This window comes from Phytohabitans kaempferiae, from assembly GCF_042433955.1.
Lineage (GTDB): Bacteria > Actinomycetota > Actinomycetes > Mycobacteriales > Micromonosporaceae > Phytohabitans > Phytohabitans kaempferiae.
This window is the reverse complement of sequence record NZ_JBHLUH010000006.1, coordinates 1-22,907: the sequence shown is the minus strand read 5'-3', so window position 1 is coordinate 22,907 and position 22,907 is coordinate 1. Positions and strand designations below refer to the sequence as shown.

Annotated in this window: 23 protein-coding genes; 14 read left to right on the top strand and 9 right to left on the bottom strand. The window is 68.8% G+C overall.

What is annotated here, in order from left to right; translation table 11 throughout:
- Window positions 1-9: 9 nt before the first annotated feature.
- From ACFFIA_RS05440 to ACFFIA_RS05430, 3 genes are all read left to right on the top strand, one after another.
- A complete protein-coding gene (locus ACFFIA_RS05440) occupies window positions 10-390 on the top strand; it encodes a hypothetical protein (protein ID WP_377246338.1) in 381 nt (126 codons plus the stop codon).
- A gap of 98 nt (window positions 391-488) precedes the next feature.
- Window positions 489-827 (top strand): MarR family winged helix-turn-helix transcriptional regulator, encoded by a 339-nt coding sequence (locus ACFFIA_RS05435; protein ID WP_377246335.1) that lies wholly within the window; start codon window positions 489-491, stop codon window positions 825-827.
- A gap of 566 nt (window positions 828-1,393) precedes the next feature.
- Window positions 1,394-1,609, top strand: coding sequence for a hypothetical protein (locus tag ACFFIA_RS05430; protein WP_377246332.1), 216 nt, complete (start codon window positions 1,394-1,396; stop codon window positions 1,607-1,609).
- A 131-nt stretch (window positions 1,610-1,740) separates the two neighbouring features.
- Here the strand turns inward: ACFFIA_RS05430 and ACFFIA_RS05425 are convergent, their stop codons facing one another.
- The 3 genes from ACFFIA_RS05425 to ACFFIA_RS05415 all read right to left on the bottom strand — a co-directional run bounded on the left by ACFFIA_RS05425 (window position 1,741) and on the right by ACFFIA_RS05415 (window position 4,866).
- Window positions 1,741-2,856 carry an acyltransferase family protein gene (locus ACFFIA_RS05425; RefSeq protein WP_377246329.1) on the bottom strand — a complete coding sequence of 372 codons (1,116 nt, stop codon included), beginning with the start codon at window positions 2,854-2,856 and terminating at the stop codon, window positions 1,741-1,743.
- A 264-nt stretch (window positions 2,857-3,120) separates the two neighbouring features.
- Window positions 3,121-4,359 (bottom strand): hypothetical protein, encoded by a 1,239-nt coding sequence (locus tag ACFFIA_RS05420; protein WP_377246326.1) that lies wholly within the window; start codon window positions 4,357-4,359, stop codon window positions 3,121-3,123.
- Between the two features lie 6 nt (window positions 4,360-4,365).
- On the bottom strand, window positions 4,366-4,866 hold the full coding sequence (locus tag ACFFIA_RS05415; RefSeq protein WP_377246323.1) for a SigE family RNA polymerase sigma factor: 501 nt from the start codon (window positions 4,864-4,866) through the stop codon (window positions 4,366-4,368).
- Window positions 4,867-5,316: 450 nt separating this feature from the next.
- Between ACFFIA_RS05415 and ACFFIA_RS05410 the strand changes: the two genes are divergently transcribed.
- The 3 genes from ACFFIA_RS05410 to ACFFIA_RS05400 all read left to right on the top strand — a co-directional run bounded on the left by ACFFIA_RS05410 (window position 5,317) and on the right by ACFFIA_RS05400 (window position 12,249).
- Complete coding sequence (locus ACFFIA_RS05410) at window positions 5,317-10,770, top strand: DUF5005 domain-containing protein (RefSeq protein WP_377246320.1); 5,454 nt, start codon at window positions 5,317-5,319, stop codon at window positions 10,768-10,770.
- 81 nt (window positions 10,771-10,851) lie between these two features.
- Window positions 10,852-11,562, top strand: a complete 711-nt coding sequence (locus ACFFIA_RS05405) for a hypothetical protein (RefSeq protein WP_377246317.1) — start codon at window positions 10,852-10,854, stop codon at window positions 11,560-11,562.
- 273 nt (window positions 11,563-11,835) lie between these two features.
- Window positions 11,836-12,249, top strand: coding sequence for a DUF2267 domain-containing protein (locus tag ACFFIA_RS05400; RefSeq protein ID WP_377246314.1), 414 nt, complete (start codon window positions 11,836-11,838; stop codon window positions 12,247-12,249).
- 486 nt (window positions 12,250-12,735) lie between these two features.
- On the opposite strand, the gene ACFFIA_RS05395 is transcribed toward ACFFIA_RS05400, so the two are convergent.
- Window positions 12,736-13,158: a hypothetical protein gene (locus tag ACFFIA_RS05395; RefSeq protein WP_377246311.1), complete on the bottom strand. Its 423-nt coding sequence runs from the start codon at window positions 13,156-13,158 to the stop codon at window positions 12,736-12,738.
- 434 nt (window positions 13,159-13,592) lie between these two features.
- On the opposite strand from ACFFIA_RS05395, the gene ACFFIA_RS05390 reads away from it, so the two are divergent.
- Window positions 13,593-14,258: a DJ-1/PfpI family protein gene (locus ACFFIA_RS05390; protein ID WP_377246488.1), complete on the top strand. Its 666-nt coding sequence runs from the start codon at window positions 13,593-13,595 to the stop codon at window positions 14,256-14,258.
- Window positions 14,259-14,270: 12 nt separating this feature from the next.
- On the top strand, window positions 14,271-14,585 hold the full coding sequence (locus ACFFIA_RS05385) for a hypothetical protein (RefSeq protein WP_377246308.1): 315 nt from the start codon (window positions 14,271-14,273) through the stop codon (window positions 14,583-14,585).
- Between the two features lie 29 nt (window positions 14,586-14,614).
- Here ACFFIA_RS05385 and ACFFIA_RS05380 read toward each other — a convergent pair whose 3' ends face one another.
- The 3 genes from ACFFIA_RS05380 to ACFFIA_RS05370 all read right to left on the bottom strand — a co-directional run bounded on the left by ACFFIA_RS05380 (window position 14,615) and on the right by ACFFIA_RS05370 (window position 16,712).
- Entirely contained in the window at window positions 14,615-15,019 is a 405-nt protein-coding gene (locus ACFFIA_RS05380; protein ID WP_377246485.1) for an Imm10 family immunity protein, read from the bottom strand.
- A gap of 422 nt (window positions 15,020-15,441) precedes the next feature.
- Window positions 15,442-15,774 carry a hypothetical protein gene (locus tag ACFFIA_RS05375; RefSeq protein ID WP_377246305.1) on the bottom strand — a complete coding sequence of 111 codons (333 nt, stop codon included), beginning with the start codon at window positions 15,772-15,774 and terminating at the stop codon, window positions 15,442-15,444.
- 320 nt (window positions 15,775-16,094) lie between these two features.
- Window positions 16,095-16,712 carry a TetR/AcrR family transcriptional regulator gene (locus tag ACFFIA_RS05370; RefSeq protein ID WP_377246302.1) on the bottom strand — a complete coding sequence of 206 codons (618 nt, stop codon included), beginning with the start codon at window positions 16,710-16,712 and terminating at the stop codon, window positions 16,095-16,097.
- Window positions 16,713-16,955: 243 nt separating this feature from the next.
- Here ACFFIA_RS05370 and ACFFIA_RS05365 point away from each other — a divergent pair, with 243 nt between their 5' ends.
- The 3 genes from ACFFIA_RS05365 (at window position 16,956) to ACFFIA_RS05355 (ending at window position 19,142) form a co-directional block, all read left to right on the top strand.
- Window positions 16,956-18,134, top strand: coding sequence for an acyl-CoA dehydrogenase family protein (locus ACFFIA_RS05365; protein WP_377246299.1), 1,179 nt, complete (start codon window positions 16,956-16,958; stop codon window positions 18,132-18,134).
- Window positions 18,131-18,352, top strand: coding sequence for a hypothetical protein (locus ACFFIA_RS05360; RefSeq protein ID WP_377246296.1), 222 nt, complete (start codon window positions 18,131-18,133; stop codon window positions 18,350-18,352). Before ACFFIA_RS05365 ends, ACFFIA_RS05360 begins: the two co-directional genes overlap by 4 nt.
- Before the next feature lie 268 nt (window positions 18,353-18,620).
- On the top strand, window positions 18,621-19,142 hold the full coding sequence (locus ACFFIA_RS05355; RefSeq protein ID WP_377246293.1) for a hypothetical protein: 522 nt from the start codon (window positions 18,621-18,623) through the stop codon (window positions 19,140-19,142).
- Between the two features lie 60 nt (window positions 19,143-19,202).
- Here the strand turns inward: ACFFIA_RS05355 and ACFFIA_RS05350 are convergent, their stop codons facing one another.
- Window positions 19,203-20,378 (bottom strand): phosphodiester glycosidase family protein, encoded by a 1,176-nt coding sequence (locus ACFFIA_RS05350; protein ID WP_377246290.1) that lies wholly within the window; start codon window positions 20,376-20,378, stop codon window positions 19,203-19,205.
- 239 nt (window positions 20,379-20,617) lie between these two features.
- Window positions 20,618-20,953, bottom strand: coding sequence for a DUF3817 domain-containing protein (locus tag ACFFIA_RS05345; RefSeq protein WP_377246287.1), 336 nt, complete (start codon window positions 20,951-20,953; stop codon window positions 20,618-20,620).
- A gap of 120 nt (window positions 20,954-21,073) precedes the next feature.
- On the opposite strand from ACFFIA_RS05345, the gene ACFFIA_RS05340 reads away from it, so the two are divergent.
- From ACFFIA_RS05340 to ACFFIA_RS05330, 3 genes are read left to right on the top strand one after another with little or no spacing between them, the layout of a single operon-like run.
- Window positions 21,074-21,418, top strand: a complete 345-nt coding sequence (locus tag ACFFIA_RS05340; protein ID WP_377246482.1) for an ArsR/SmtB family transcription factor — start codon at window positions 21,074-21,076, stop codon at window positions 21,416-21,418.
- Between the two features lies 1 nt (window position 21,419).
- Complete coding sequence (locus tag ACFFIA_RS05335; RefSeq protein WP_377246284.1) at window positions 21,420-21,896, top strand: SRPBCC family protein; 477 nt, start codon at window positions 21,420-21,422, stop codon at window positions 21,894-21,896.
- Between the two features lie 45 nt (window positions 21,897-21,941).
- Complete coding sequence (locus ACFFIA_RS05330) at window positions 21,942-22,481, top strand: dihydrofolate reductase family protein (RefSeq protein ID WP_377246281.1); 540 nt, start codon at window positions 21,942-21,944, stop codon at window positions 22,479-22,481.
- The last annotated feature ends 426 nt before the right edge of the window (window positions 22,482-22,907 follow it).

Here is a 22,907-nt window from a genome sequence, read left to right as displayed (position 1 = left end):
CTTCGGTTCATGGAATCGAAACTGGAAGATGCCATCAACGAGTGGCATGCCAGCGTGAACGCTGGTGATCTCTCCCGTTCGGCGGCGGCAGTCGGTGATCCCGTCGTCGTCCTCGGCCCGAAGGGCGCGGGTCCGATCACGCCGGGTCAGTTCGCGGACTGGGTGGATCGTTCGGGGATCCGGCTCGTGCCGCGCTCGTGGCATCCGGTGAGCGAGCGGCTCATGGTGGTGGAGGAAGACGCGACTTGGCCTGACAACCAGACTCCCACTCGTGTGGCGACGGTGTTCCGCGTCGCGGGCGCGAAGGTCACGGCCGCGCTGCGGCTGCCGGATCTGAGATCAGCGCTGGAGCTGGCCTACATCTGCCGCGAGATGGCCGCGACCGAATGAGTACGGCGGGGCCGGGGCAGCTCCTGTTCGGCTTCGTGCGGCATTGGTCGCGTCGTGCGACCACGGCGGACGGTTCTGTCGCGGAGCAGGGGCGGCTCATGCTGGCGACCGAGGCAGTCGCCACTCTGGTCGGCCGTGAGGAGTCCGCGACGGTGAACGCTGTCGCTGACGAGATCGGCATCGACCAGAGCGGTGCGTCGCGTCTGGTCAAAAGCGCGGTCGACGCCGGCTACCTGACGGTGACTACGGCACCGTCGGATGGCCGCAGACGCGAAGTCTCCGTCACGTCCGCCGGGCTCACCGCGCTGAGGCAGGCCCACGCATGGCAGGAGGAGATCTTCGCCGAGCTGACGGCGGGATGGAGCCAGCGGCGACGCGACGATTTCCAGAGGGCGATGGCCGACCTCATCGCCCGGTCATACGCGATCGGCGCATGAGTCACGCCAATACGCCGTTGACGGTCGAAGGCCGTCGCCGCCTGCGTGTAACTTGCGGCGGCCGGCCCGGACACCAGCCATTCGTTAACCGGTTGCCTGACGCTCCTGGACCGCGCCGCCAACCGCGGCAAGGTCTTCACCAACCTGGCGCTGCGGCAGACCACGAACTCCACATTGGTCACTCAGACGTACACCAGGTTGCGCAGCCTCGCGCTGGCCTGGTTCACGCCCGGCTCCCGGCACCACGGCTCGGCCCCGCTACTGGACGACGGTGGACCACCGCCCGATCGCCGACCGGGACGGCCGTGCCCTGCCCACGTCCCGCTGGGCCGGCGGCGCGGTGCTCGACGGCCGCTACAGCACGGTGGGCATGACCCTCCAGGCGGCCCTGACCGACCGTGTGGGAGGCGGCGCTGGAGTGGCTGACCGCCGTACACGCCGCACCCGTCGCCTCGGTCAAACGCGTCGCAGGTGCGCATTTACGCACTTCGCTCCCCGCGTCGCCGACCCATCTGTAAACTTCCTTAAACGTTTCGATCGATGCGAACACATGGATGGGAGAAGCGATGAAGCGAGCGCTGTACAGGCTGGCGGTTGTGGCCGCGATCGCCGCCGCCTTCGGTGGTGCCGCCGCGTCACCGGCAAGCGCCGGCGTGGTCGGCGTCTACCCCAGCGCGGAGTCCTGCCACGCCTTCGGCCAGCGGGGAGTCGGCACGCTCTGGAACTACTACTCCTGCTACCAGGTAACCGGCGGCTGGGCGCTCTGGGCGCCTGGCTACTGACCACGCCAACAATTTGGCCGGCCCGGGTAGGCCGCAGGCGCGCTGCCTGCGCTTATCGCGGGTCGGCCAGGTCCGTCAACGGGCCGTGGTCGTACCAACGGACGCCGATCTCGGTCAGGCCCGGTCGCCTCCTACCGACGGTGAAACATTCGATGACACCGTTCCCACCGGACACACGCGGCTACCTTCAACGAGGCCCAGGTGCGGTGCCGCTGGAACGGTTTCTCGAAGACGGCCGCGAACCACCAGGCTGTCAGCGCGCAGACCGGCACCGCCAGCATCAGGGTGGTCCAGAAGGCCGGCATGCCCGGTGTGACATGTGGCGCCACCAGCCGGCGGCTGATTATCGAGACGATTGGAAGGTGGATCAGGTAGAGGCTGAAGGAGATGCTGCCGAGACTTCGCATGGGACGGTTGTCCAGGAGCCGCATCAGCGCGGACGATCGCTGGCTGGCCACGGCGGCCAGCAGCATGGCTATCGCGGGGCCGATCGCGAGGTCGATCCAGTAGTAGTGCGTAACCGTCCACACGGATCCTTTGACGCTTATCAGCAGTATCACGGGTGTGGCGGCGAGCGCGGCGAGCCAATGCCACGGCCACCGGCGGACCCGGTCGTTGGCGGTGAAGATTCCGGCTGCGATCAGGCCGAAGGTGAACAGCGGCGCGAGTTCCAGGGTGAACCCCGTCGCTTTCTCCGCTGCGGATATGCGAGGGTGCAGCAGGCCAGCCGCGATTACCGGCACGGTGATGGCGGCAAGTGTCGCCGCCGCGCCCGCTCGGCGGCGCATCAGCAGTAGGAGCGGGAACGCGAAGTACAGTCCTGCCTCCACCGCGATCGACCAGAAGGCACCGTTGGGCACCGGCGCGACGACGATGTCCTGCATCAGCAGGCCGTAGACGACGACCGAGCGGATGGTTGGCGGGTCGGTGAGCGGCAAGGGCGTTATGGTCGCGGCGATCGCGAGGCTGAACACCAGGGCCGCCCAGTATGGGGGCAGGATTCGCCAGGCGCGGCGCCGGGCGAATCGCAGCGTGCCGCATAGTTGCCATCCGCCGCGAGCCGGTGCGATGGCCAAGGAGAACCCTGACAGCGCGATGAAAACGACCACCGCGAGGCGGCCATGCAGCAGCCAGTTGTGCCATCCCGGTCCGGTGTTGGCCGGGTACCCAGGAAATGTCAGCAACCTACAATGGCTCACCACCACGTACAGAGCGGCAAGGCCGCGGATCGCGTCCAGCCCCGCCACCCTGCGGCGCACACTATCGCTGTCAGATGACAACACGGTCCGCGCCGACAACAGAGAGATTGGTGATCGTCTATTGTTGAACACGCAATCATCCCCTGAGTCGCTTTGCTGTTTGCTGCCTGGCGATATGAAAATTCGACGGTTGTATCGCTCAGAATTCGCTAGGAATGCGGCACAAGACCCGGTACGACGATTGGTCTATCAGGGCAGGTGCCGTGGCGGCGTTGCGAGATCTATCCAGTACTCACGTTCTGCGTGCTGGGCTCAGCGGATGCGACTTAAAACGAGTAGGTGCTGCTTGCCGCCGAGCTGCCCCACGTCGATCACATCGCCGTCCCCAGAGGACCCGTCCTGCTGCGTACCGGCAGTGTTGGTCTTCCGGTCCCACAGGTAAACGCCGGACTTGAGCCGGAGCTGGATGAATCGGCCGGTGCTGTCGAAGTACACGCTGTACATGAGGGCTGAGTCCACCGCGACGCCGGTCGCCCGCAGCGGTCGGCTCCCGTCGGTGCCATAGCTCACCAGGCTCCCTGCGGCTTGCCCGACGCAAACGCGCGGAGTGCACCCCATCATGGTGACCCCGTCCAGGGCGCGCGGCACAAGGCGCTCACCGGTGGCCACGTTCCAGAACTCGGGAGGCTCCACCGGCGCCGCCGCCCGATCCAACTCCTTCAATTCCACCTTCCGCACCGAGCGACGCACGGCCCACGGCCCGTACCGCAGGGCGTACCCCTCACTGCCGGCCACCTTCTGCGGTTCGCCGCCATCCGGAATCCGGTAGACCGCCCCGACCCCCGCATCGGGCTGGGTACTGGCGTAGAAGACTCCGCCGACCTCGGCGACCGCCACCCGCATGTCGTCCGGGCCGAACCTCGCCCGGCGCACGGCCGCGCCGCCGTCCCTGGCCGCACTCCAAACCTCGCGGTACCTGACGCCGCCCGTTTCCTGCGCCGCCACGACCCACACGATGTGATGCTCGGTTAGGTAGATGCCCGCCTGGTCGTACGCGGTATAGCCGGACGCCGGAGCCGTTGCCAGCTCCCGCGCCGCACCGGTCCGGGCGTTGAGCACCACCGGCAGGAAAGGACCCCGCTCGTCCCGCGGCACTACGAGGTAAGCGTCGCCGCCCAATGCCGCCTCGACCGAGTACCGCCGCCCGTCCGGCAACCGGAGAGGCAGCTCGACGAGCGCATCCGGCCACAGGTCGCGGTACGGCTTGGCCACGGACAGGTCGACGGTGGGCAATGATCCGGTCGGCAGCGGCGCCGCGTCGAGTGGCTGCGCCAGGTCCGGCTGCTGGGCGATGGGCAGGCCGAAGGCGGCCACCCCGGCCGTAACCGCGACCACCGCCGTGAACGCGGCGGTCACTGCGGCCATCCTGGTCCGGGCACGTCGGCGCCGGCGGGCGGCCAGCGCCGCCGAGAAACCCGCCTCGGAGTCCGGAGCGGCCAGGCCGGCAGCCCGGAACGTACGGGTCAGATCGTCCTCCAGGTTCATACGCATGCCCGGCTACCTCCCGTTGACCCGTACTTCAACCTGCGACTCGGCGACGTCGCGCAGCTTGTCCAGGCCACGGGCGGCCTGACTGCGCACCGTTCCCCGGGAAACCCCCAGCAACCGGGCGATCTCCTCGTCGCTGAGCTGCTCGTGGTAGCGCAACATGAGCACCGCCCGCTGCCGGGGCGGCAGGGCGGTCACCGCGCGCCACAGACCAAGATCACCCTCGGCCTCGGCGATGCCAGCTTCGACGTAGCTCTGCTCCGGCAGGACCCGCACCGGATGCTCCCGACGGCGCCGCCGCCACCAACTGATGTGCAACCGCGCCATCGTCGTGCGAACGTAGCCCTCCGGATCGCCCCGCGCGCTGACCTTCGACCACCGTTCGCCCAACCGCGCCAGCGCCTCCTGCGCCAGATCAGCGGCATCATGGGGATTGCCCGACAGGACGAAGCCATAGCGCAGCAGCGCCGGCGTACGGTCACGGACGAACGACCCGAAGTCCTCGACCACTCCCACCTCCCGTCGGTCCAACACGCTCGACGGGCATGAACTGTTGCACCACCCCGACATACAAATCCATCGGTACGGGCTGATGGCAGTGTCGCGCATTCAGCGGGCGCCTCTGGTCGACACGGCAGGATCGCCGGCGAGCAGCGCACTCGAAAGTTCAGCCACACGGATCTCCAGCGAACCGCTGCGGAATGCAACCCTGGCCGGGTTTCTCGATCATGCTGAGCCGGGATGAGGGGAGGGCAATCGGCACGTTGTCCACACTCACCGAGGTCTCGCCGAGGGCGACCCTGCTGTTCTGCCACTGCCAGTGGGTGTCGGCCCGCGCGGGGTGAGTCGAGCAAGTCAAGAACGACGCCGACACACGAGATGACCCTCGTCTTTCGCCAAACCAAACGTCCCAGTCGCAGATGAAGTCGAATTGAAGCCGATGATCTTCATACTTCGGCGATGACAACGTGGGGTCTGACGGGGATCCGTCGCTTCATTGCGGGATCTTGCACCTTTCTGATCGTCGTGGCGCTCACGGTGATAATCACCGGCAGCGGGGCGCGGGCGGCGGCGAGTGTGCCGGCCGGCGGGATGACAGCGGCGCAGGTGAATTCCATGTTCGCCGCGTACGGCGATGCGGGCGGTCACTGGACCGGCGGCGACAGCACCGTGTCAGTGCTGCTGCCGGATGGCCGGATGGCGTGGTTGTTCTCGGATACGTTTCTCGGTTCGGTCAATGCCGACGGTAGCCGTCCGGCGGACACGCCGATGGTGCACAACACGCTGGTCGTGCAGGAAGGCGTGCAGCTCACGACGACGTTGATGGGTGGGTCGGCCGCGTTTCCTGAGCCGCTGGTCAAGCCGAGTTCGCAGGACGAGCTGGCATGGGTCGCCGACGCCGTCGTGGAGTCCGGCGAGTTGCGAGTGCTCTACAACCGCTTCCGCCAGTTTGGGCAGGGCAGCCTTGACATGGAGCTGATGGGCACGTCGCTGGCCACCTTCTCGCTGCCCGGCCTGACCCAGACCTCACTGGTTGACCTGCCGGTGGGCAAGTCCGTCCAATGGGGATCGGCGGTGCTTGTCGACGGCTCCTACACCTACATTTACGGCACCTCAGAAGGGCTGGGCGGCATGAAGTTCGGGCACGTCGCGCGGGCCTCGGTCGGCGGTCTGGGCGGTGCCTGGCAGTACTGGACCGGCAGCGGCTGGTCGGCCACCGAGTCTGCTGCCGCCCGACTACTCAGCGGCGTCGGCAACTCGTTCGCGGTGCAGAAGGTCGGCAGTCAGTACGTGGTGGTCACGCAGGACACGAACACCATCTTCGACCCGCAGTTCGTGGCGTACACGGCGGCGTCGCCGACCGGCCCGTTCAGCGGGCCGATCCAGTTGCTGACCGCACCGGAGCAGCAGGCGGGAACAGAGAAAATCGTCTACACCGCACGGCTGCATCCCGACCTGGCCCGGCCTGGGAAGCTGCTCATGTCGTACGACGTCAACAGCCTCAACAACCCTGACAACTTCGCGGATGCCCGCCTGTATCGGCCACGGTTCGTGGAGCTGGACTGGCCGCGGCCGCAGCCGGATCCGTCGACCCTGCCAGTCGCGCCGACCGGGGTGACGGTGACAGCCGATACCGCTGGCGTCGTGCATCTCAGGTGGACCGTCATCAGTGGGGCGACCGGGTACTACGTGTACCGGCGTGACGTGACCAACGGTCAGACCCATTTCAGCCGGCAACGGCAACGGTTGGGGTCGGCGGCGGCGGACGTCGGTGGGCTCGTCACCGGTCACCGCTACGAGTTCAAGGTGACCGCCGCCAACGCCGTGGGTGAAGGGCCGTTCTCCGCGACGGTCGCGGTCACCGCCCGCGTTGAGCGCGATGCCAGTGTCATCCTGCTGGCCAACACACCGAGCGCCGTCTCGGGCTACTACATCGTGCGGTTCAAGGACAACGCGGCCGTTCGCAGCCGTGGGGTCGAGGCGTTCGCCCGCGAGCTGCTCGCCCAGTCCGGCGGCACGCTGGACCGGCTGTTTCCGCTGACGCTCAACGGGTTTTCCGCGGCACTGACGCAGGCTCAGGCCATCGACCTCGCCGGGCATCCCGACGTGCTCGACGTCCAGCAGGACCAGGTCACTTCGGTCGAGGGTGGCGGTGTGCAGGGGCCCGCGCCAGAGCCATCGTGGGGACTGGACCGCATCGACCAGCGCGATCCGTTACTGGACAAGCTGTACCACTATCCGAACGACGCCAGCAACGTACACGCGTACGTGCTGGACAGCGGCATCAAGCTGGACCACAACGACTTCGTCGGCCGGATCTCATCCGGCCGGAACACCGTCGACCAGAACATGAACTCCGACGACTGCAACGGCCACGGTACCCACGTGGCGGGCACGCTCGGCGGTTCCCGCTGGGGGGTGGCGAAGTTCGTACGCCTGCACGCGGTGAAGGTCCTCGACTGCCAGAACCAAGGTACCCAACGCATGGCCGTGGAAGGCATCGAATGGGTGCTCGCGAACCTGCAGAAGCCCGCCGTGATCAACATGAGTCTGGCCTGGCCGGCCTCGTTGCCTCGAAACCAGTCGACCCAGGTCGACAACGCGGTCAAGAAGGCAGTCGCTGCGGGGATCACGGTCGTCGCGGCCGCGGGCAACAACAACATCGACGCGTGTGGCGCGACTCCCGCCCGTGCTCCCGAAGCGATCACGGTGGCGGCGATGACGAAGGACGGCAAGCGCTGGACCAACACCAATCCACTGATAGCCAGCAACTTCGGTGCCTGCGTGGACCTGTTCGCGCCGGGGGCGGACATCGAGTCCGCGTACATCGGTGGTCCCAACGAGACAAGAACCCTGACGGGGACGTCGATGGCAACGCCGCACGTCGCCGGCGCCGCGGCCATGCTCTTGCAGGCCCACCCCGAGTACAGCCCCGCCGACGTGGCTGAGGTGCTGCTCAAGCCCGCCACCCCGGGCGCGGTGCAGGACGTGATGGGTTCACCCAACCTGCTGCTCTACATCGAGCAGCCGCCGGCACAGGGACCGACGAACCTGACCGCGACATCCAACCCCGACTCCACCATCCGGCTGCGCTGGGACGGCGTCTCCCAGCCGAACGTGCACTACGTCGTCTCGCAGCGGGACGTGACCGACGGGGACCCCGATTTCACGCCCTGGACGGAGCGGCAGACCGGGACGAGCGCCGTCGCGCACGGGCTGCAGGAGGGCCACACATACGAGTTCCGGGTGGCCGCGGCCAACAGCATGGGCACCGGGCCACAGTCCAATGTGGCCAGCGCGACCGCACGCACTCAGCCACCCGATGCTCCTACCGGGCTGGCGGCCGCCGCGAACACCGACGGCACGATCGCGCTCACCTGGCAGCCGCCCGCCGTGAACGTCTGGTACTGGGTCTACCAGCGCGACGTCACCGCGGGCGAGACGGACTTCACCAAGCTGCCGTACCCGGTCGTGGATTGCTGCGCGTTGACGGCCGCCTACCTGACGCACGGGCACGAGTACGAGTTCAAGGTCGCGGCCACCAACGTGGGAGGCGAAGGACCAGCGTCCGACCCCGCCCGGGCCACGTCGCGGTATCCGATGCCTCAGCCACCAACCGGGCTGACCGCCACGGCGGGTGACGGCAAGGCCGACCTGACGTGGGTGGCGAGTCCGACGCCCAACGTCTGGTACTGGGTCTACCAGCGCAACGTGACCGAGGCAGAGACCGAATTCACCAAGCTGCCCTACCCGGTCGCGGAATGCTGCACGATGACCGCCGCCTACCTCGACAACAACTCCGAGTACGAGTTCGCCGTCTCGGCGATCGGGCAAGGTGGCGAGTCGACACGGACCAATCTGGTGCGGGTCACGCCGCGCAAGCCGCTGCCCGGCAAGGTGACCGGGCTGACGGCGACGCCGAAGAGCGACGGCACCATCGTCCTCAACTGGAGTGAACCGGCGAACGGTCCTCATTGGTACGACGTGTACCAGCGCGACGTGACGGCGGGTCAGACGTCGTTTACGAAGATCGGGCTGCCAGTGACAGCCTGCTGCACCTTCACGGTTAGCCTACTGACCCACGCTCACCGGTACGAGTACAAGGTGGGCGCCACCAACGGCCAGGCCGGACCGTTGTCCGATCCGGTCCAGGCGGTCTCGAACTACGCCCCGCCGGCTGCGCCGCGCAACCTCACCGGACGGGCGGCCGGGGACGGCAGTGTTGACCTGGACTGGGATCCGCCATCGGCCGGCAACTTCTACTACTGGGGCTACTACCGCGACGTCACGGCCGGACAGACCGCCTTCACCAAACTCGGCCTGCCAACCGAGAAAACCAACGTGTCCATCGGACCGCTCGTCAACAACCACGTCTACGAGTTCAAGGTCGCGGCGTCCAACCAGGGCGGCGAGGGGCCGGCGTCGGACACCATCCGGGTGACCTCGCTCGGCGGGCTGCCACAGCCCCCCAGCGGACTGACCGCCCAGGCCGGCGACGGCAAGGTGACGCTGCGCTGGACCGCGAGTCCCAGCCCCAGCGTGTGGTACGCCATCGAGCACCGACCCAGCGGCGGCGCCTGGCAGCGGATCCCACTGCCGCTCACCACATGCTGCAGCTACACGATGTCGTTCCTGGACAACGGCACGACGTACGAGTTCCGGCTTCGGGCCACCAACGCCTCCGGTGACAGCGCGGCCTCGAACGTCGCCACCGCGCGGCCCATGCCGCCGCTGCCACAGCCGCCGAGCGGGCTCACCGCCCAGGCCGGCGACGGCAAAGTGACACTGCGCTGGACAGCCAGCCCGACAGCCAACGTCTACTACTGGGTCGAATACCGCGCCAACGGCGGGGCATGGCGCCGAATCAGCATTCCCGTCACCACATGCTGCACCTACACAGCATCACTGCTGACCAACGGCGTCACCTACGACTTCCGACTACGAGCGACAAACATCACCGGCGACTCAGCACCGACCAATGTGGCCACCGCACGCCCGATGCCTCCGGCGCCACAACCGCCGAGCGGGCTCACCGCCCAGGCCGGCGACGGCAAAGTGACACTGCGCTGGACAGCCAGCCCGACAGCCAACGTCTACTACTGGGTCGAATACCGCGCCAACGGCGGGGCATGGCGCCGAATCAGCATTCCCGTCACCACATGCTGCACCTACACGGCATCACTGCTGACCAACGGCGTCACCTACGACTTCCGACTACGAGCGACAAACATCACCGGCGACTCAGCACCGACCAATGTGGCCACCGCGCGGCCACTGCCTCCGGTGCCGGCAGCGCCGTCCAACCTCTGGGCGAGGGCCCAGTTCAACGCGGTCGACTTGAGTTGGACACGAAGCCCATCGCCGAACGTCATGTACTTCATCTACTTCCGCAACGTGACCCGCAACGGCGCGTGGGTCAAGGCGACGTGGCCGACGCCCGAGACGTCGATCACCATGAACCTCCTGAATTTCAATACAACCTACGATTTCCGTGTCACCGCGGCCAACGCCTTCTCCGAGAGCGCCGCGTCCAACACCGTCCGGACCACCACGCTCCGAGGTGGCTGTGTTGCCGTCGGACAGACCCCGACCTACCACGCGTACTCCGGCTACTCCGAGGTTCACGCCACCAACAGCACCAGATGCACCGGAACGGTGTATGCCGTGAACGTGACCGCGAACATGCTCAGGAAGTACTCGATCGCGCCTTGGGGTGTCTGGGAGACGCACACCGAAAACTGGGGCCCCGTGATCGTGGCCAAGACTGGATACAGCACCGCACGGATCAGTGACAGCCCCACGCCGGTCTGCGCGTACTACATGACCCAGGCCATCACCACGTGGAGATTCGCCAACGGAGACACCGGCCGGTCGGTGTCCTACTCGAGACAGGTCCTGGACGCCTGCGTCTAGCCTGCGGTCCGCTGAGCGGTCCCACCGGGGCGAGCAGCCCTGGTGGGACCGCGCTTCGGCAACAGCGTCTAATCTCGTTCCGTGACAGCGACGCGGATGGCGGGATTTGGATACAAGACGGGCTGGCTGGCGATCCGGGACGGCGGCGCGAGAGAGGTCGTCGACGCGCTCGGGGGCCGTATCGTGGGCAACGGCGCCTGGCGGGAGGGCGTCGAGCGGGCATACGCGGAGGCGGACATCGTCATCGCCACGCCTCCGCTCACCGGCGCCGGCGGCGCCACATGGTCACTTGTGGCGGGCCGATGGGTCGCGATGGCCAGTGACTACATTGACGTCGCCGCGCTTTCCGGTGCGCTCGACCGCGAGGTGCAGCTCTTCTACACTGACCGGGTCACCGAGTCACACGAGTGGACACGCGCGGTCGGCGGTCGGCTGGTGCGGTCGTTCGGGTACCTCGGCGAATCAGGCACGGTGACGCGATGGCAGGGAGATCCCCAGGAAATCGAGTTCGCGATCGGGCTGCCGGCCACGTTCGACGCCGCGCACGATTCGGTCACGGTAAGGGAGGACGACGTGATGCGAGTCGCCGCGGCGTGGAGTCTCGACCCGGCGGCCTTGGAGGGGAAGCCGGCGACCGAGCCACTCGGGGTGGCGCGACTTCCGGTGGACCCTGACCGTCAGGCGCAGCCCCGGGCCGAGCCCACCGTCGTCGACATCACCGACCTGATCGCCTCGGGACTCTCGTTCGAGGACTTCAACGACGCGATGACCCGACGTCTCCGGAAACGCTGACGGGTCTTCCTGTACCTCCGTCCTGATCGGACAGGTCGGCGGGCCGTGCCACGCTCCCGGGAAACGCCGCCTCGTGTTCCGCTCGTCACGGGCGTCCGCTTGGTCCCCGTATCGGTCTCGGCGCGGCCCTTTCCCAGTCGATGGTGGTGACCTGTGCCACCTGGGCGGGCGACGTGGTCGGTCCATCGACCACACCACCCCGCGCAAGTGGATAGGCCGTCGCCAGGTGGGTACCACCTTTGTTGAGCCCATCCATCCGGAGGTGAGTACACGATGCAACACGACCAGTTCATCGGGCAGGTGCAGGCACGGGCTCGGCTGTCCAGCCGCGGCGAGGCCGAGCGGGCCACCCGATCGGTGCTGGAGACACTCGGCGAGCGCATCCCGGAGGGCTTGGCGGAGAACCTGGCGGCACAGTTGCCGATCGAGGTCGGCGAACACCTGCGCCGCACCGAGGTGTTCAGCGGTTACGGCACCGGCGAACGGTTCGACCTGGACGAGTTCGTCGCGCGGGTATCCAGCCGGTCCGGCTTCGACGAACCCCGGGCGGCGTTCGCGGCCCGGGTGGTGTGCGAGGTTGTCGACGAGGCTACTCAAGGTGGCGTCATGGACAAGGTGCAGCAGTCACTTCCCGAGGACGTGCAGTCCCTCGTCACGGCCGGCAGCACCGGGCAGATGCACGACTGACAGTTTCCGGGACGAACGAAGCGTGACCGCCGCGACGCCTGCTGGCCGCGGCGCTCACGGTCTTGGCGGCTGGACCGCCTGACCTCGCACGTGCCCGCTCAATGCGCGATGAGCGGTTGACCCATCATCGTTCGAGGTCGGAACGTGCGGCGATGGTGTCGGCCCACCTGCGGAAGCGGCGGTAGAGGAACCCGGGCACACCGCTCCTCGCGAGCAGAACGTCCGAGTGGGTGTAGTTGGCCCATTCCCCGGTGGCTAGCGTCATGCCCGACATCCGCGCACCCACGCGGCGCCGGATGTCGTGGATCGGGCCTCGGGCGAGCGCCAGGGCCACACGAACGTCACGCCTTCCGCGCTGACGCGGACCTCGTCCGCGAACGGCCCCCTGTGCATCACGTCCGACAGCCTCACACAGCCGGTAGCACGCCGTCCCGGGTTGACGACCGGCGTCCAGCACGTAGCCCTGCGCCCGCCGCGACGGAATCGTCAGGGGCGGTACAGGTTGCGCGGTCCGGCGAGTGTGCATCCCCAGAGGGCGTTGGTCCCGGCGCGGAAGACACAGGCGTCGATCTTGACTCTGGTGATTCCGCCCCGGTAGGCGCTTCCGTCGAGGGTGAAGCCGTACCCTCGCACGTTGTTGTTGATGCTGCGGGTCTGGCGGTCGACGCGCAGCGCTCCGACGTATGCCTCGAAGATGACCTGGCTGTAGTAGCTGGCGTTGCCGCGGTCGTCCACCTTGCCGCTGACCTGGACCGACCGGTTGAGCCAGGTGATCTGCCCCCAGCCGGAGCCAATACCCACAGTGGACGGAACCCCTGCGTAGCCGGTGTCGTAGGAACGAACGGCGGCCTGTGCGGGGCTGGCGACGGCCAGCAGCGTAGCAACCACCGTCCCGGCGACGACTGCCATCTTTCCCATTGCCTTGCGCGTGGGCATTCCAGTGACTCCCTTGCCTGTACGGGTACCTGTCTCTGGCACGAGGATGTAACCAACTTACGGGCTCGCGAACATGTGCGGTGTCGGGTGAACAACCCACACCCCCGCCGCTCCAGACACAGCGCGAGACGGTAGTCCAGCCGCAGGGTCGCGTAGATCTGGTTGCGGCGGGCAAAGTCGTACGACGCGATCATCCAGGCGGTGCCGTCATCGTCCTCGTGGTACCAGTCCTGCACATCCGGCACGTGCCTCGCAAGCTCGGCCAAGAAGGCGCGCTCTTCGGCAGTGGATTCAGCGTCTCGCACAGATCGTAGTCTCGCAGGCACACCGCAAGGCCGCGGACGCGGCGAGAAACCGTTGGAGGATGGCAATCCTCCCCCTGGTCGGGTCGACCGGCGAGGCCGAGGATCGATGGTGTGTTGGTGCAGATCGTATTGTTCGACGGGTTCGACCCACTCGATGTCATCGCGCCGTTCGAGATTCTCGCCGCCGGAAGCGCCGCGGCCGGAGGCGTCCTGGCGGTGGAGCTCGTCTCCGCCGACGGCCCGCGGGAAGTGGTCAGCGGCACCTCCGGCCTGACGCTGCGAGCGACCGCGAGCCTGGATCCGGACCGGCCGGGCTACGTCGTCGTACCCGGTGCGAGCGGCCCCACGACCGGCGACCCCGACCAAGGCGTGGTGACGATCCCCGTGCTCCTGGCCCGCTTCGCCGAGTCGGCCGCGGCACCGCTGCTGCTCGCCGCCCTCCGCAACCCCGATGTGACTGTCGCGACCGTCTGCGGCGGTTCACTCGCCCTGGCCATGGCCGGCCTGATCGAGGGGCGCCACGCGGTGACGCACGAGCTTGGCATGGACGTGCTCGACGCGACGGGCGTACACACGGTGCCGGCCCGCGTCGTCGACGACGGCGACCTCATCAGCGCGGGCGGCGTCACGTCCGGCCTGGACCTCGGGCTGCACATCCTGGAGCGCGAGTTTGGCCCACGGGTCGCGCACGCCGTCGAAACCCTGTTCCAGTACGAACGGCGCGGCGTCGTGTGGCGCGACGCCGGCCGCACGCCCATCACGATCTGAACGGAAGCCGTCTTGCATCCCATCGTCGGCACCTGGGACTTCACCCTGAAAACCCCGATCGGCACGCTGAACGCCGTCTATGCCTTCAGTGACACGGAGGGCGTGGTCGCCGGCACCGCCTCGACACCGTCGGAAACGGTACCGCTGGCCGCGCTCGCCTGCGACGGACCGCGAGTGACCTGGCGGCAGTCGGTGACCCGTCCGATGCGCCTCAACCTCGACTTCGACGTGGTCGTGGCCGGTGAAACCCTGACCGGCCACTCCCGTGCGGGGCGCCTACCCCGCACCACGGTCACCGGCACGCGCCGCGCAGACCAGCGAGGCTGAACGCGAGGCGAGGCGGAGCCGCCCCGACCCTAGACCTCGAGTCGGTGGGGAACGGCGTCGCGCCGGCCGGATGTCAGGACTCGGCTCAGGCCACGCCCGAGCAGTTCGAGCTGCTGCGCCGGCAGGTCCAGGACGAATCGCTTCTCAACTGGCAGGCCCAGCGTCGCTGCCGCGTCTTCCGCGAACACAAGCCTCAGCTCGCCACCGGTGATCCCGCATTCGCGCACGCCGCCGTAGTGCGTGGCCTGGCCGGGGTCGACCACCAGGCAGTACGTATCCATGCCAAGCTCGATATCTTGCTCGTCGTCGGCGTCGAGGCACTCCATGAACAACAAGGACCAAGACCCAGGATCGGTGCTCTCGCGTACGCCCACGACGTAGACGTCACCGTCATCCTCGCCGGCGTCACGAAGTACGTCCGGCGCCCAGCCCATATCGCCCACAGCGCTCCTTCCACGGGAACAGCCGAGTCTAGACGGATCGGCACCAGGCGCGCGGACCCTTCGCAGGCGTTCAGCCGGTGCCGTGTACGGCGTCCGGGTGAGTTGTGGCAGCGGCCACGGGGCGATCCACCGCTGTACGCCGTCCGGGGTGAAATGGAGGCTCCCAGCGGTCCAGCAGGATCACGGCCAGGTCGGGGTCGTCCTCCCGCAGGCTCTGCCGCCAGCGGCGGTCCCAGTGCTCGCAGCCTGGGTCAGCGCCCGACCGCCAGTTTCGCCAGACACCGCCGGTGCTTGCCCCCAACCGCCGGATTCATGCGGCGCCGGATGCACCGGGGCGGACCTGGAACGACCGCGTGCTCATGGCCGCCGGCAGCGCGCCTTCCGCCCGAGCTGCCGGCCGCACCGCCAGCGGATCATGTACCGTCGCTCGGCTGTGCGGCTGGCGGCGGATCCGCTGGCGAGGGCTTGGACGGCCCCGCGTCTGGCGGCGGTGCCGATACCGGCGACCGCGCGGGCGACGAGCGTCGGTCCAGCGCGACGGCGCGGCGCCGCCGGTCATGCCAGTACCAGAGCGTGACCAGCAGGACCGCGCTCCCGGCGAGCATGATGATGACGCCGGTCGCCTTCACGTTGATCCACCAGGGATTGAGCTCGAGCGCGAACGTCAGCACGGCGCCGAGCGCGATCAGAAAGATTCCCCCGCCGATACCCACCACCAAAGCCTCCGCCGCCAGGGCCGGACTCACCGACGTATCGCGGGAAACCACGCTGACGGTGTCCGCCCTCGTGACCGCCGGGCGGTGCGGCCTCCAGCTCCAGGCAGGCCAGCCCATACGCGACGACGCAGCCCGTCGATGTCGAGCAGCCGGGAGAAGTCGCGGGTCCGTCCGTCGACCACCGTCTCCCAGCCGGCCGAGTCGGCGTCCACATCGAACGTCGAGCCGTGCATCCCCGGCCGCGGCGGGCCGTGACGACCTCGCCGTCGGTACTGCGCGACGGCGCGATCGATCAATGACGGTACGTTCAAGATTTGCCTCCACGGCGACCCGTGTCGGCCCGGTGTCGCCTATCCGCTGGCGCGGGCTCCCCCACCGCGGGCTCCGTCCAGGAACACCGCGGCCAGCACACGGGCCAACTCGTCCTCGGTGAGCGGTCCGTCCGGGTCGAACCAGAAAATCGACCAGTTCAACAGGTTGAGCAGGCCGAGTGTCAGGTACTTGGCCTCGATGTCGGCCCGCACCACGCCTGCCGCCTGCGACTCCTCGATGATCGTGCGGATCAGCTCCTCGTACTGATCGCGCTGCCGGATCACGGCCGCCTTGCGCTCCGCGGAGAGCGCCTTGAGCTCGACGAGCATCGTGGCGTGCGAGTCGCTGTCGGTCAGGGCACTGATGAGATGGCGCTTGATGACCACCTCCAGCTTGCGCTCCACAGGCGCCGCGGCGGTGGCCTTGCGCACGGCTTCCTCGATGTGGGTCAGCGCCGAGCTGCAGATCTGGTAGAGCAGATCGTCCTTGCCGTTGATGTAGTGGTAGAGCGACCCGCTCTGGATGCCCAGCCGAGTGGCCAGCTCGCGAGTGCTCGTGCGCGCGTAGCCAAGCCGCCGGAACATCGCCGCCGCGACCGGGATCACCCGGTCACCAATGGCGACGTCGCTGACAACGGTCTTCCGTTCACGCGGCATGACAGGGATGCTAACAGCGGCCCTTTTCTCTACCAAGCGCTCGATAGGCAAGCCGTCGCTGATCCGGCGCCGAGTCCGCGCATATCTTGGGAGATAACGGACGAGAAGCCCCGGTATTTGCGTGATCATCGTCGTCTTGACATCGCCGACCGCGCCTGGACATGCTGGACCCAATCGAGCGACCGTTAGGCCGGGTACCCGTCCTCGCGCCGGCGGTCCCTCCCGCATCATTCGAGGATTGCCGTGGCTATCGACTTCACCATCCCTGTCGAGGTTGACCGGCTGCGCTCCCGCGTACGCGACTTCGTCCGAGACGAGGTCGCCCCCCGCGAGGCGCGGATCTTCGCGGACGGCGGGCCGGACGACGAGGTACGCCTCGACCTGCAGGCCCGTGCCCGCGAGGCCGGCCTGCTCTCGCCGCACCTGCCCACTCGCTGGGGCGGGCTCGGCCTGGACGTGCGCGGCCAGAGCATCGTGTTCGAGGAGGCCGGCTGGGCGCTGCTCGGCCCGCTCGCGCTCAACTGCGCCGCCCCCGACGAGGGCAACGGCCACCTGCTGAGCAAGGTCGGCACGCCGGAGCAGCAGGAGCGGTACCTCGGTCCCCTGGCCCGCGGCGAGATCCGCACCGCGTTCGCGATGACCGAGCCACCACCGGGCGCCGGCTCCGACCCGTCCGCGCTCGCCACGACCGCGCGCCAGGTGGCCGGGGGCTGGCGCATCGACGGCGAGAAGCGGTTCATCACCGGCGCCGACGGGGCCGCCGTCACCATCTGCATGGCCCGGCACGACGACCGGCCCGGCGCGACGATGTTCCTGGTCGAGGCGGACAACCCCGGCCTGCGCCTGGTGCGGCACATGGAGACGATCGACCGCATCAGCGTGGGCGGCCACGCGGTGGTCCGCTTCGAAGACTGCTTCGTGCCGGACGACGCGGTCCTCGGCGAGGTCGGCAAGGGCTTCCGCAACGCCCAGGTGCGGCTCGGCCCGGCGCGGCTGACGCACTGCATGCGCTGGCTCGGCGCGGCCCGGCGGGCGCACGACATCGCGGTCGAGCACGCCGCCGACCGCCGCCTCTTCGGCGACCGGCTGGCCGACCACGGCATGGCCCGGCAGGTCATCGCCGACAACGTGATCGACCTGACCACCGCGCAGACGCTCATCTGGCGGGCGGCCTGGGCGCTGGACTCCGGCGACCCGGCCCGCGACCTCACCTCGATCGCCAAGGTCCAGGTCAGCGAGGCGGTCGGGCGGATCGTCGACCGCAGCGTCCAGCTCGCCGGCGGGCTCGGCGTGGCGGAGGAGAGCCTGCTCGGGCGCATCTACATCGAGGTGCGTCCGTTCCGCGTGTACGACGGGCCGTCCGAGGCACACCGCTGGGCCCTGGCCCGCCGAGTCGTACCCCGCGAGGAGGGTCGCCCTTGATCGAGGAACCCGCCACCGTGCACTCCGCCCGGGCATCGACTTGGTCGCGGTGCGGGCCTGGCTGGCCACCGCCCTGCCCGACCTGGAGATCCACTGGCATCCACGCGCGGCACCTGTCCAACAACACCGTCGGCGAGGGCTTCGACGACGTGGGGCCCGCCGTGCCGGTACTCGTGGAGCGCGGCCTGCGCCGCCTCGCCGGCGGCGATCCACGATGAGCCGTACCGCGCTTGTCACCGGCGCCACCGGCGGCATCGGGCGGGCCGTCGCGACCGCGCTCGCCCGCGCCGCGTAGGCCATCACCGTCACGGCCCGGCACGAGGACCGCCTGCGGGCGCTCACCGCCGAACTCGCCGCCCTCGGCGCGACCGTCCGCCACCGCCCCGAGCCTTCGAGGTGACGGTGGGGCGGCTTAGGCTGTTGTGGACGACAGCGGTGGTCCGGTCCTGCGGGCTCGTGCCGGCGTCACCACGGGGAGGGACCGATATGACCGGCGCGACCGTCAGGATCCTGGCTGTGCTCGCCACCGCATCGCTGTTCACCACCGCGTGCGCCGGCGCGGACGAAGGCGGAGGGCAGCCGTCCGAGGCGAAGCCCAGAGCCGACGTGGAAGCGGCGATCCGCACCGAGGTCCAGGCGCTCGCCGACCTGGCCCGCGGCACCGTGACGAACTGGCAGGTCAAGACCTCACGCTGCGACATCGCCAACCCCGGCCGCTCCTGGGCCCTGAGCGGCACGGCCCGGATCCCCCTGTCCCCGGACAGCCAGGTGGCGACCGTAGGCGCGATCCGCGACCGGTGGCATCGCGATGGTTGGCAGTTTGGCGAGTCTCGCGTGGCGCCCGACGTGTCCCTGCCCGACACGGTCACCGGCTCGCTCCTCGCCGGTCACCCGAGTGCCCACTTCAACGTCTCGGTGACCAGCCGCTCCGCGCAGGACCACCTCGCCGTTGGATTCGGCTCCGGCTGCTACCAGCCGGCCAGGGGCGAGGACCCCGCCAACGGATAGCGGTCTCGGCCGAGCGCCGCGCGCCGAGACCGGCTCAGGAACGTCAGGCGACGGCCGGGGCTATCCGAGGCGGGAGAAGACTCCGATGCCGTTGGGGATCGCCCGCTCGACACCGCCCGAGGGGTGGTTGCGTACCGCGACGGCGGGCTCGCCGACCTTGCGTGCGACCAATGTGGACGACCCGCCGCCGTCCAGGTTCACCGCGCTCGCCGCGCCGAAGTCCCGCATCAGCTGCGCGAGTTCCGCGATGGTGAGGCCGGCGCTCGCGCCATCGAGCGCCATCAGGTAGAGGCGACGCCCGTCCTGGCTGACCCCGGCCGAGGAGCGGATGGCCGCGGTGGTCGCGTTCAGCCCCGCCAAGGGCTGTCCGTCCCGCAGGACCGGGAACCCGCCGACCGCGAACCGGAAGGGGATGTACGTGTTGGGAGCCAAGTCGTAGTCGACCCGCACGCGGTCGCCGGGCTCCAGCTCGCGGAGGGTGTCGGCGCCCTCCTCACGGCCGACGAGGACCACGGTGTCGCGGGCGATCGCGCCCTCGCCGGGCTCGGTGGTGGCCTGCACCACCTTGCCGCGGCGCACCGTCAACTCGTACGTGTTGTCGCTGCACGGAGCCTCGCGTGTGGTGTCGGTGCCGCACGTGGAGCGCTTGCGCGACGGGGTACCCCATTCGCTGTCGAAGACGCCGATGCCGTTCATCGGCAGCGCGTACTGGTTGAAGCCGTCGATGGCGAACCCGCCGCGCGTGGTGTGGGCCTTTCCTTCGAACGCGACCGTCGCGAGCCGGCCCACGCGGTCGACGCCGACGCCGATGACATCCCGCGTCGAGGTGCCCGCCGGCAGCCCTGGGCCGAACCGCTGCCGGTCCGGCACCGCCGCCTTCAGGTCGCGCCCGCCGCCGATCGCGGGACCGACGGCCGCGCCGGTCACCGGAACGCCGGGCTGGGTATTGCTGACGTTGAAGAAGTCGCCGTTGACGGCCGCGATCGCACGCCGTTCGTTCGCCTGTGTGGACAGCGGCGCCCGCGCCGCGACCGCGCCCGCGGTCAGCAGGTCCACCACGACGAACGGATTGCGGAGGTCGACCTCGACGAGGTGACCGTGTACGACTCCGCGTGCGGTGGTGCGGGTGAACTCCTCGTAGGTGACGCCCGGCGCGAGCCGGTCGGACGACACCGTCGCCGCGGCCGGGCTCGGCAGACCCGCCACCACGAGCAGGCCGATGACCAGCGACGCCAACGCCCAACGAACGGTGCGGGCCGGATGAGCACGGTGCAAGATGAGCCTCCAGGGTCGAGCCGTTTGATCATCGCCACGCTCCCTGGCCAACTTGATCAGCACGCGAATATCCGTGGGACTGGCGGTGACCGTGACGGCACCGGCACCTGACAGGTGAAGCGTGCCCGGCCACTAACCTGATTGAGCCGAGCGCTACCCGCGCGCCGGACGTGGCGCCGCGCGGGAGTCGCGGAGGGTCATCAGCCCACGCGGGCCGGCTCGCGCGCCTCGGTGCTGATGTCGAGCATCCCGCGCCGGCCGGCCCACCGCTTGAAGACCAGGGTGGCGAACGGCGGTATCCCGCAGGCCAACGCCGCGCCGGTCGCCAGCAGGCTCCAACGGTGTGCTCGGGCGGTGACCAGCGCCAGCGCGCAGTACGCCATGAACAGCGCGCCGTGGATCGGCCCGAAGACCTGCACGCCCAGCTCGTTACCGGGCGGGCCGTACTTCAGCGCCATCCCGGCCAGCAGGCCAGCCCAGGAGAACGCCTCCGCGATCGCCACCACCACGAACAGTCGGGTCACCTTGTCACGCACCGGGCCAGCGTACTTGCGGAAGCTCCTGCCACCGCGGGCCGGCGGGGTGCGCTTGACAGGCACGTTCACTTGGGGGATATTCAACCTCAGAGTTGATTAACCAGATGGTTGAATTAGGTGGTGACGGTGGATCGGCTGAGCGAGGTGTTCGGCGCACTCGCCGACCCGACCCGGCGGGCGATCCTGGCCCGGCTGGCAGAGGGCGAGGCGACGGTAAACCAGATCGCCGAGCCGTTCCCGATCAGCCTCCAAGCCGTCTCCAAGCATCTGAAGGTGCTGGAGCGGGCCGGGCTGATCACCCGCGGCAGGGAGGCCCAGTGGCGGCCGTGCCGGCTCGACGCCGGGCCGCTGCGCGAGGTGGCCGAGTGGATCGTGACGTACCAGCGGTTCTGGGAGCAGCGCTACGACCATCTCGGCGAATACCTGAAACAACTCCAGCAGGACCGGACACGACAGGAGACCTGAGATGAACGAGCTGATGGTGACCCTCCCCTCCGACCTGGAGGTCAAGATGGTGCGCGTGTTCGACGCGCCGCGCGCGCTGGTCTTCGAGGCGCACGCGAGGTGCGAGCACCTCAAGCACTGGTGGGGCCGGGGCAATCCGCTGGACTGTCAGATCGACTTCCGCCCGGGCGGCGGCTACCGCTTCGTCGAGCACGCCCCAGACGGGGATTACGCGTTCCGCGGTGAGTACCGGGAGATCAAGGCGCCGGAGCGGATCGTGCAGACCTTCGAGTTCGAGGGCATGCCGGGTCACGTGTGCCTGGAGACCCTGGAGTTCACCGAGGAGGGCGGCAAGACCACGGTCACCGGCGTCACGCGCTTCGACACGCGGGAAGACCGCGACGGCATGGTCGCCTCCGGCATGGCGGACGGGGCCCAGCAGTCCTACGACCTACTGGCCGCGCACCTGGCCAAGCTCACCGAGGGCAGTGACGGCTGACCCGCCGGTCAGTCCTGGGAAACAATCCGAAAAGGAGTGGAGACGATGGGTAAGTCGATCATCACGACGCAGATGTCCGCGGACGGCAGCATCGGGCCGTCCATCGGCTGGTACAAGCCCGACGGCGAGCACGAGGCCGCGAGCGAGGACGACATCCGGCTCGCCGACGCGATGCTCCTGGGCCGCAAGACCTACGAGGCGCTCGCCCCCATCTGGATGGCGACCAGCGGCGCGTTCGCGGACAGGGTCAACGCCCTTCCCAAGTACGTCGTTTCCAGCAGCCTGAGCGGCCCGCTGGAGTGGAACGCGACCCTGCTGCGAGGTGACCTCGCCACCGAGGTGCACCGGCTCAAGGAGCACCACGCCGGCAACCTGCTCACCTACGGCTGCGGTGAGTTCGCCTTCGCCCTGGTCCAGCACGGCCTCGCGGACGAGGTCCACTTCTGGGTCCACCCGGTCGTGTGGGCCGAGTCGGCGCGCCCGTTCCACGGCCTCGGCCGCGTGCGGATGCGCCTGAAGGACTCCACCACGTTCGCCAACGGCGTCCTGCGGCAGCGATACCAACCCCTGTCAGTCGACGCCTAGGAAGATCTTTCGCGGTCGAGGTTCGCGCTTTCCGGCGCGGTTCGATTCCGGCGTGACAGAGGGAGCTGCCGCGGTGCCCGTCGCGCTCCTGACCGCTGCTCCCGCAGCCGCACCCCCCGCGTCCCCAAGATCCCGACCCGGCCCGGCGCGGACGGGCCTCGGGCCGCCCCGGGCGCAGGCCGGGTCCGTGTTCAAGAGAGCTGTCGAGTTGGGCGCACCAACGCGTCCACCTCCCGCCGAATCGCCGGCACACTCCCTCAGCTCCGCGATCGGTCGGGACAGTTCGTCGGACCGGCGGCCGGTCCGTCCACCGGGCAGGGCAACCCCTGGATCAAGACGAGTTATGGCCGCTATGACGCCACAGGTCGTCTAACTCGAAAATCGACGGTGACCGGACGCGCGGCAGCGTCCCGCGTCGCGAAGCGG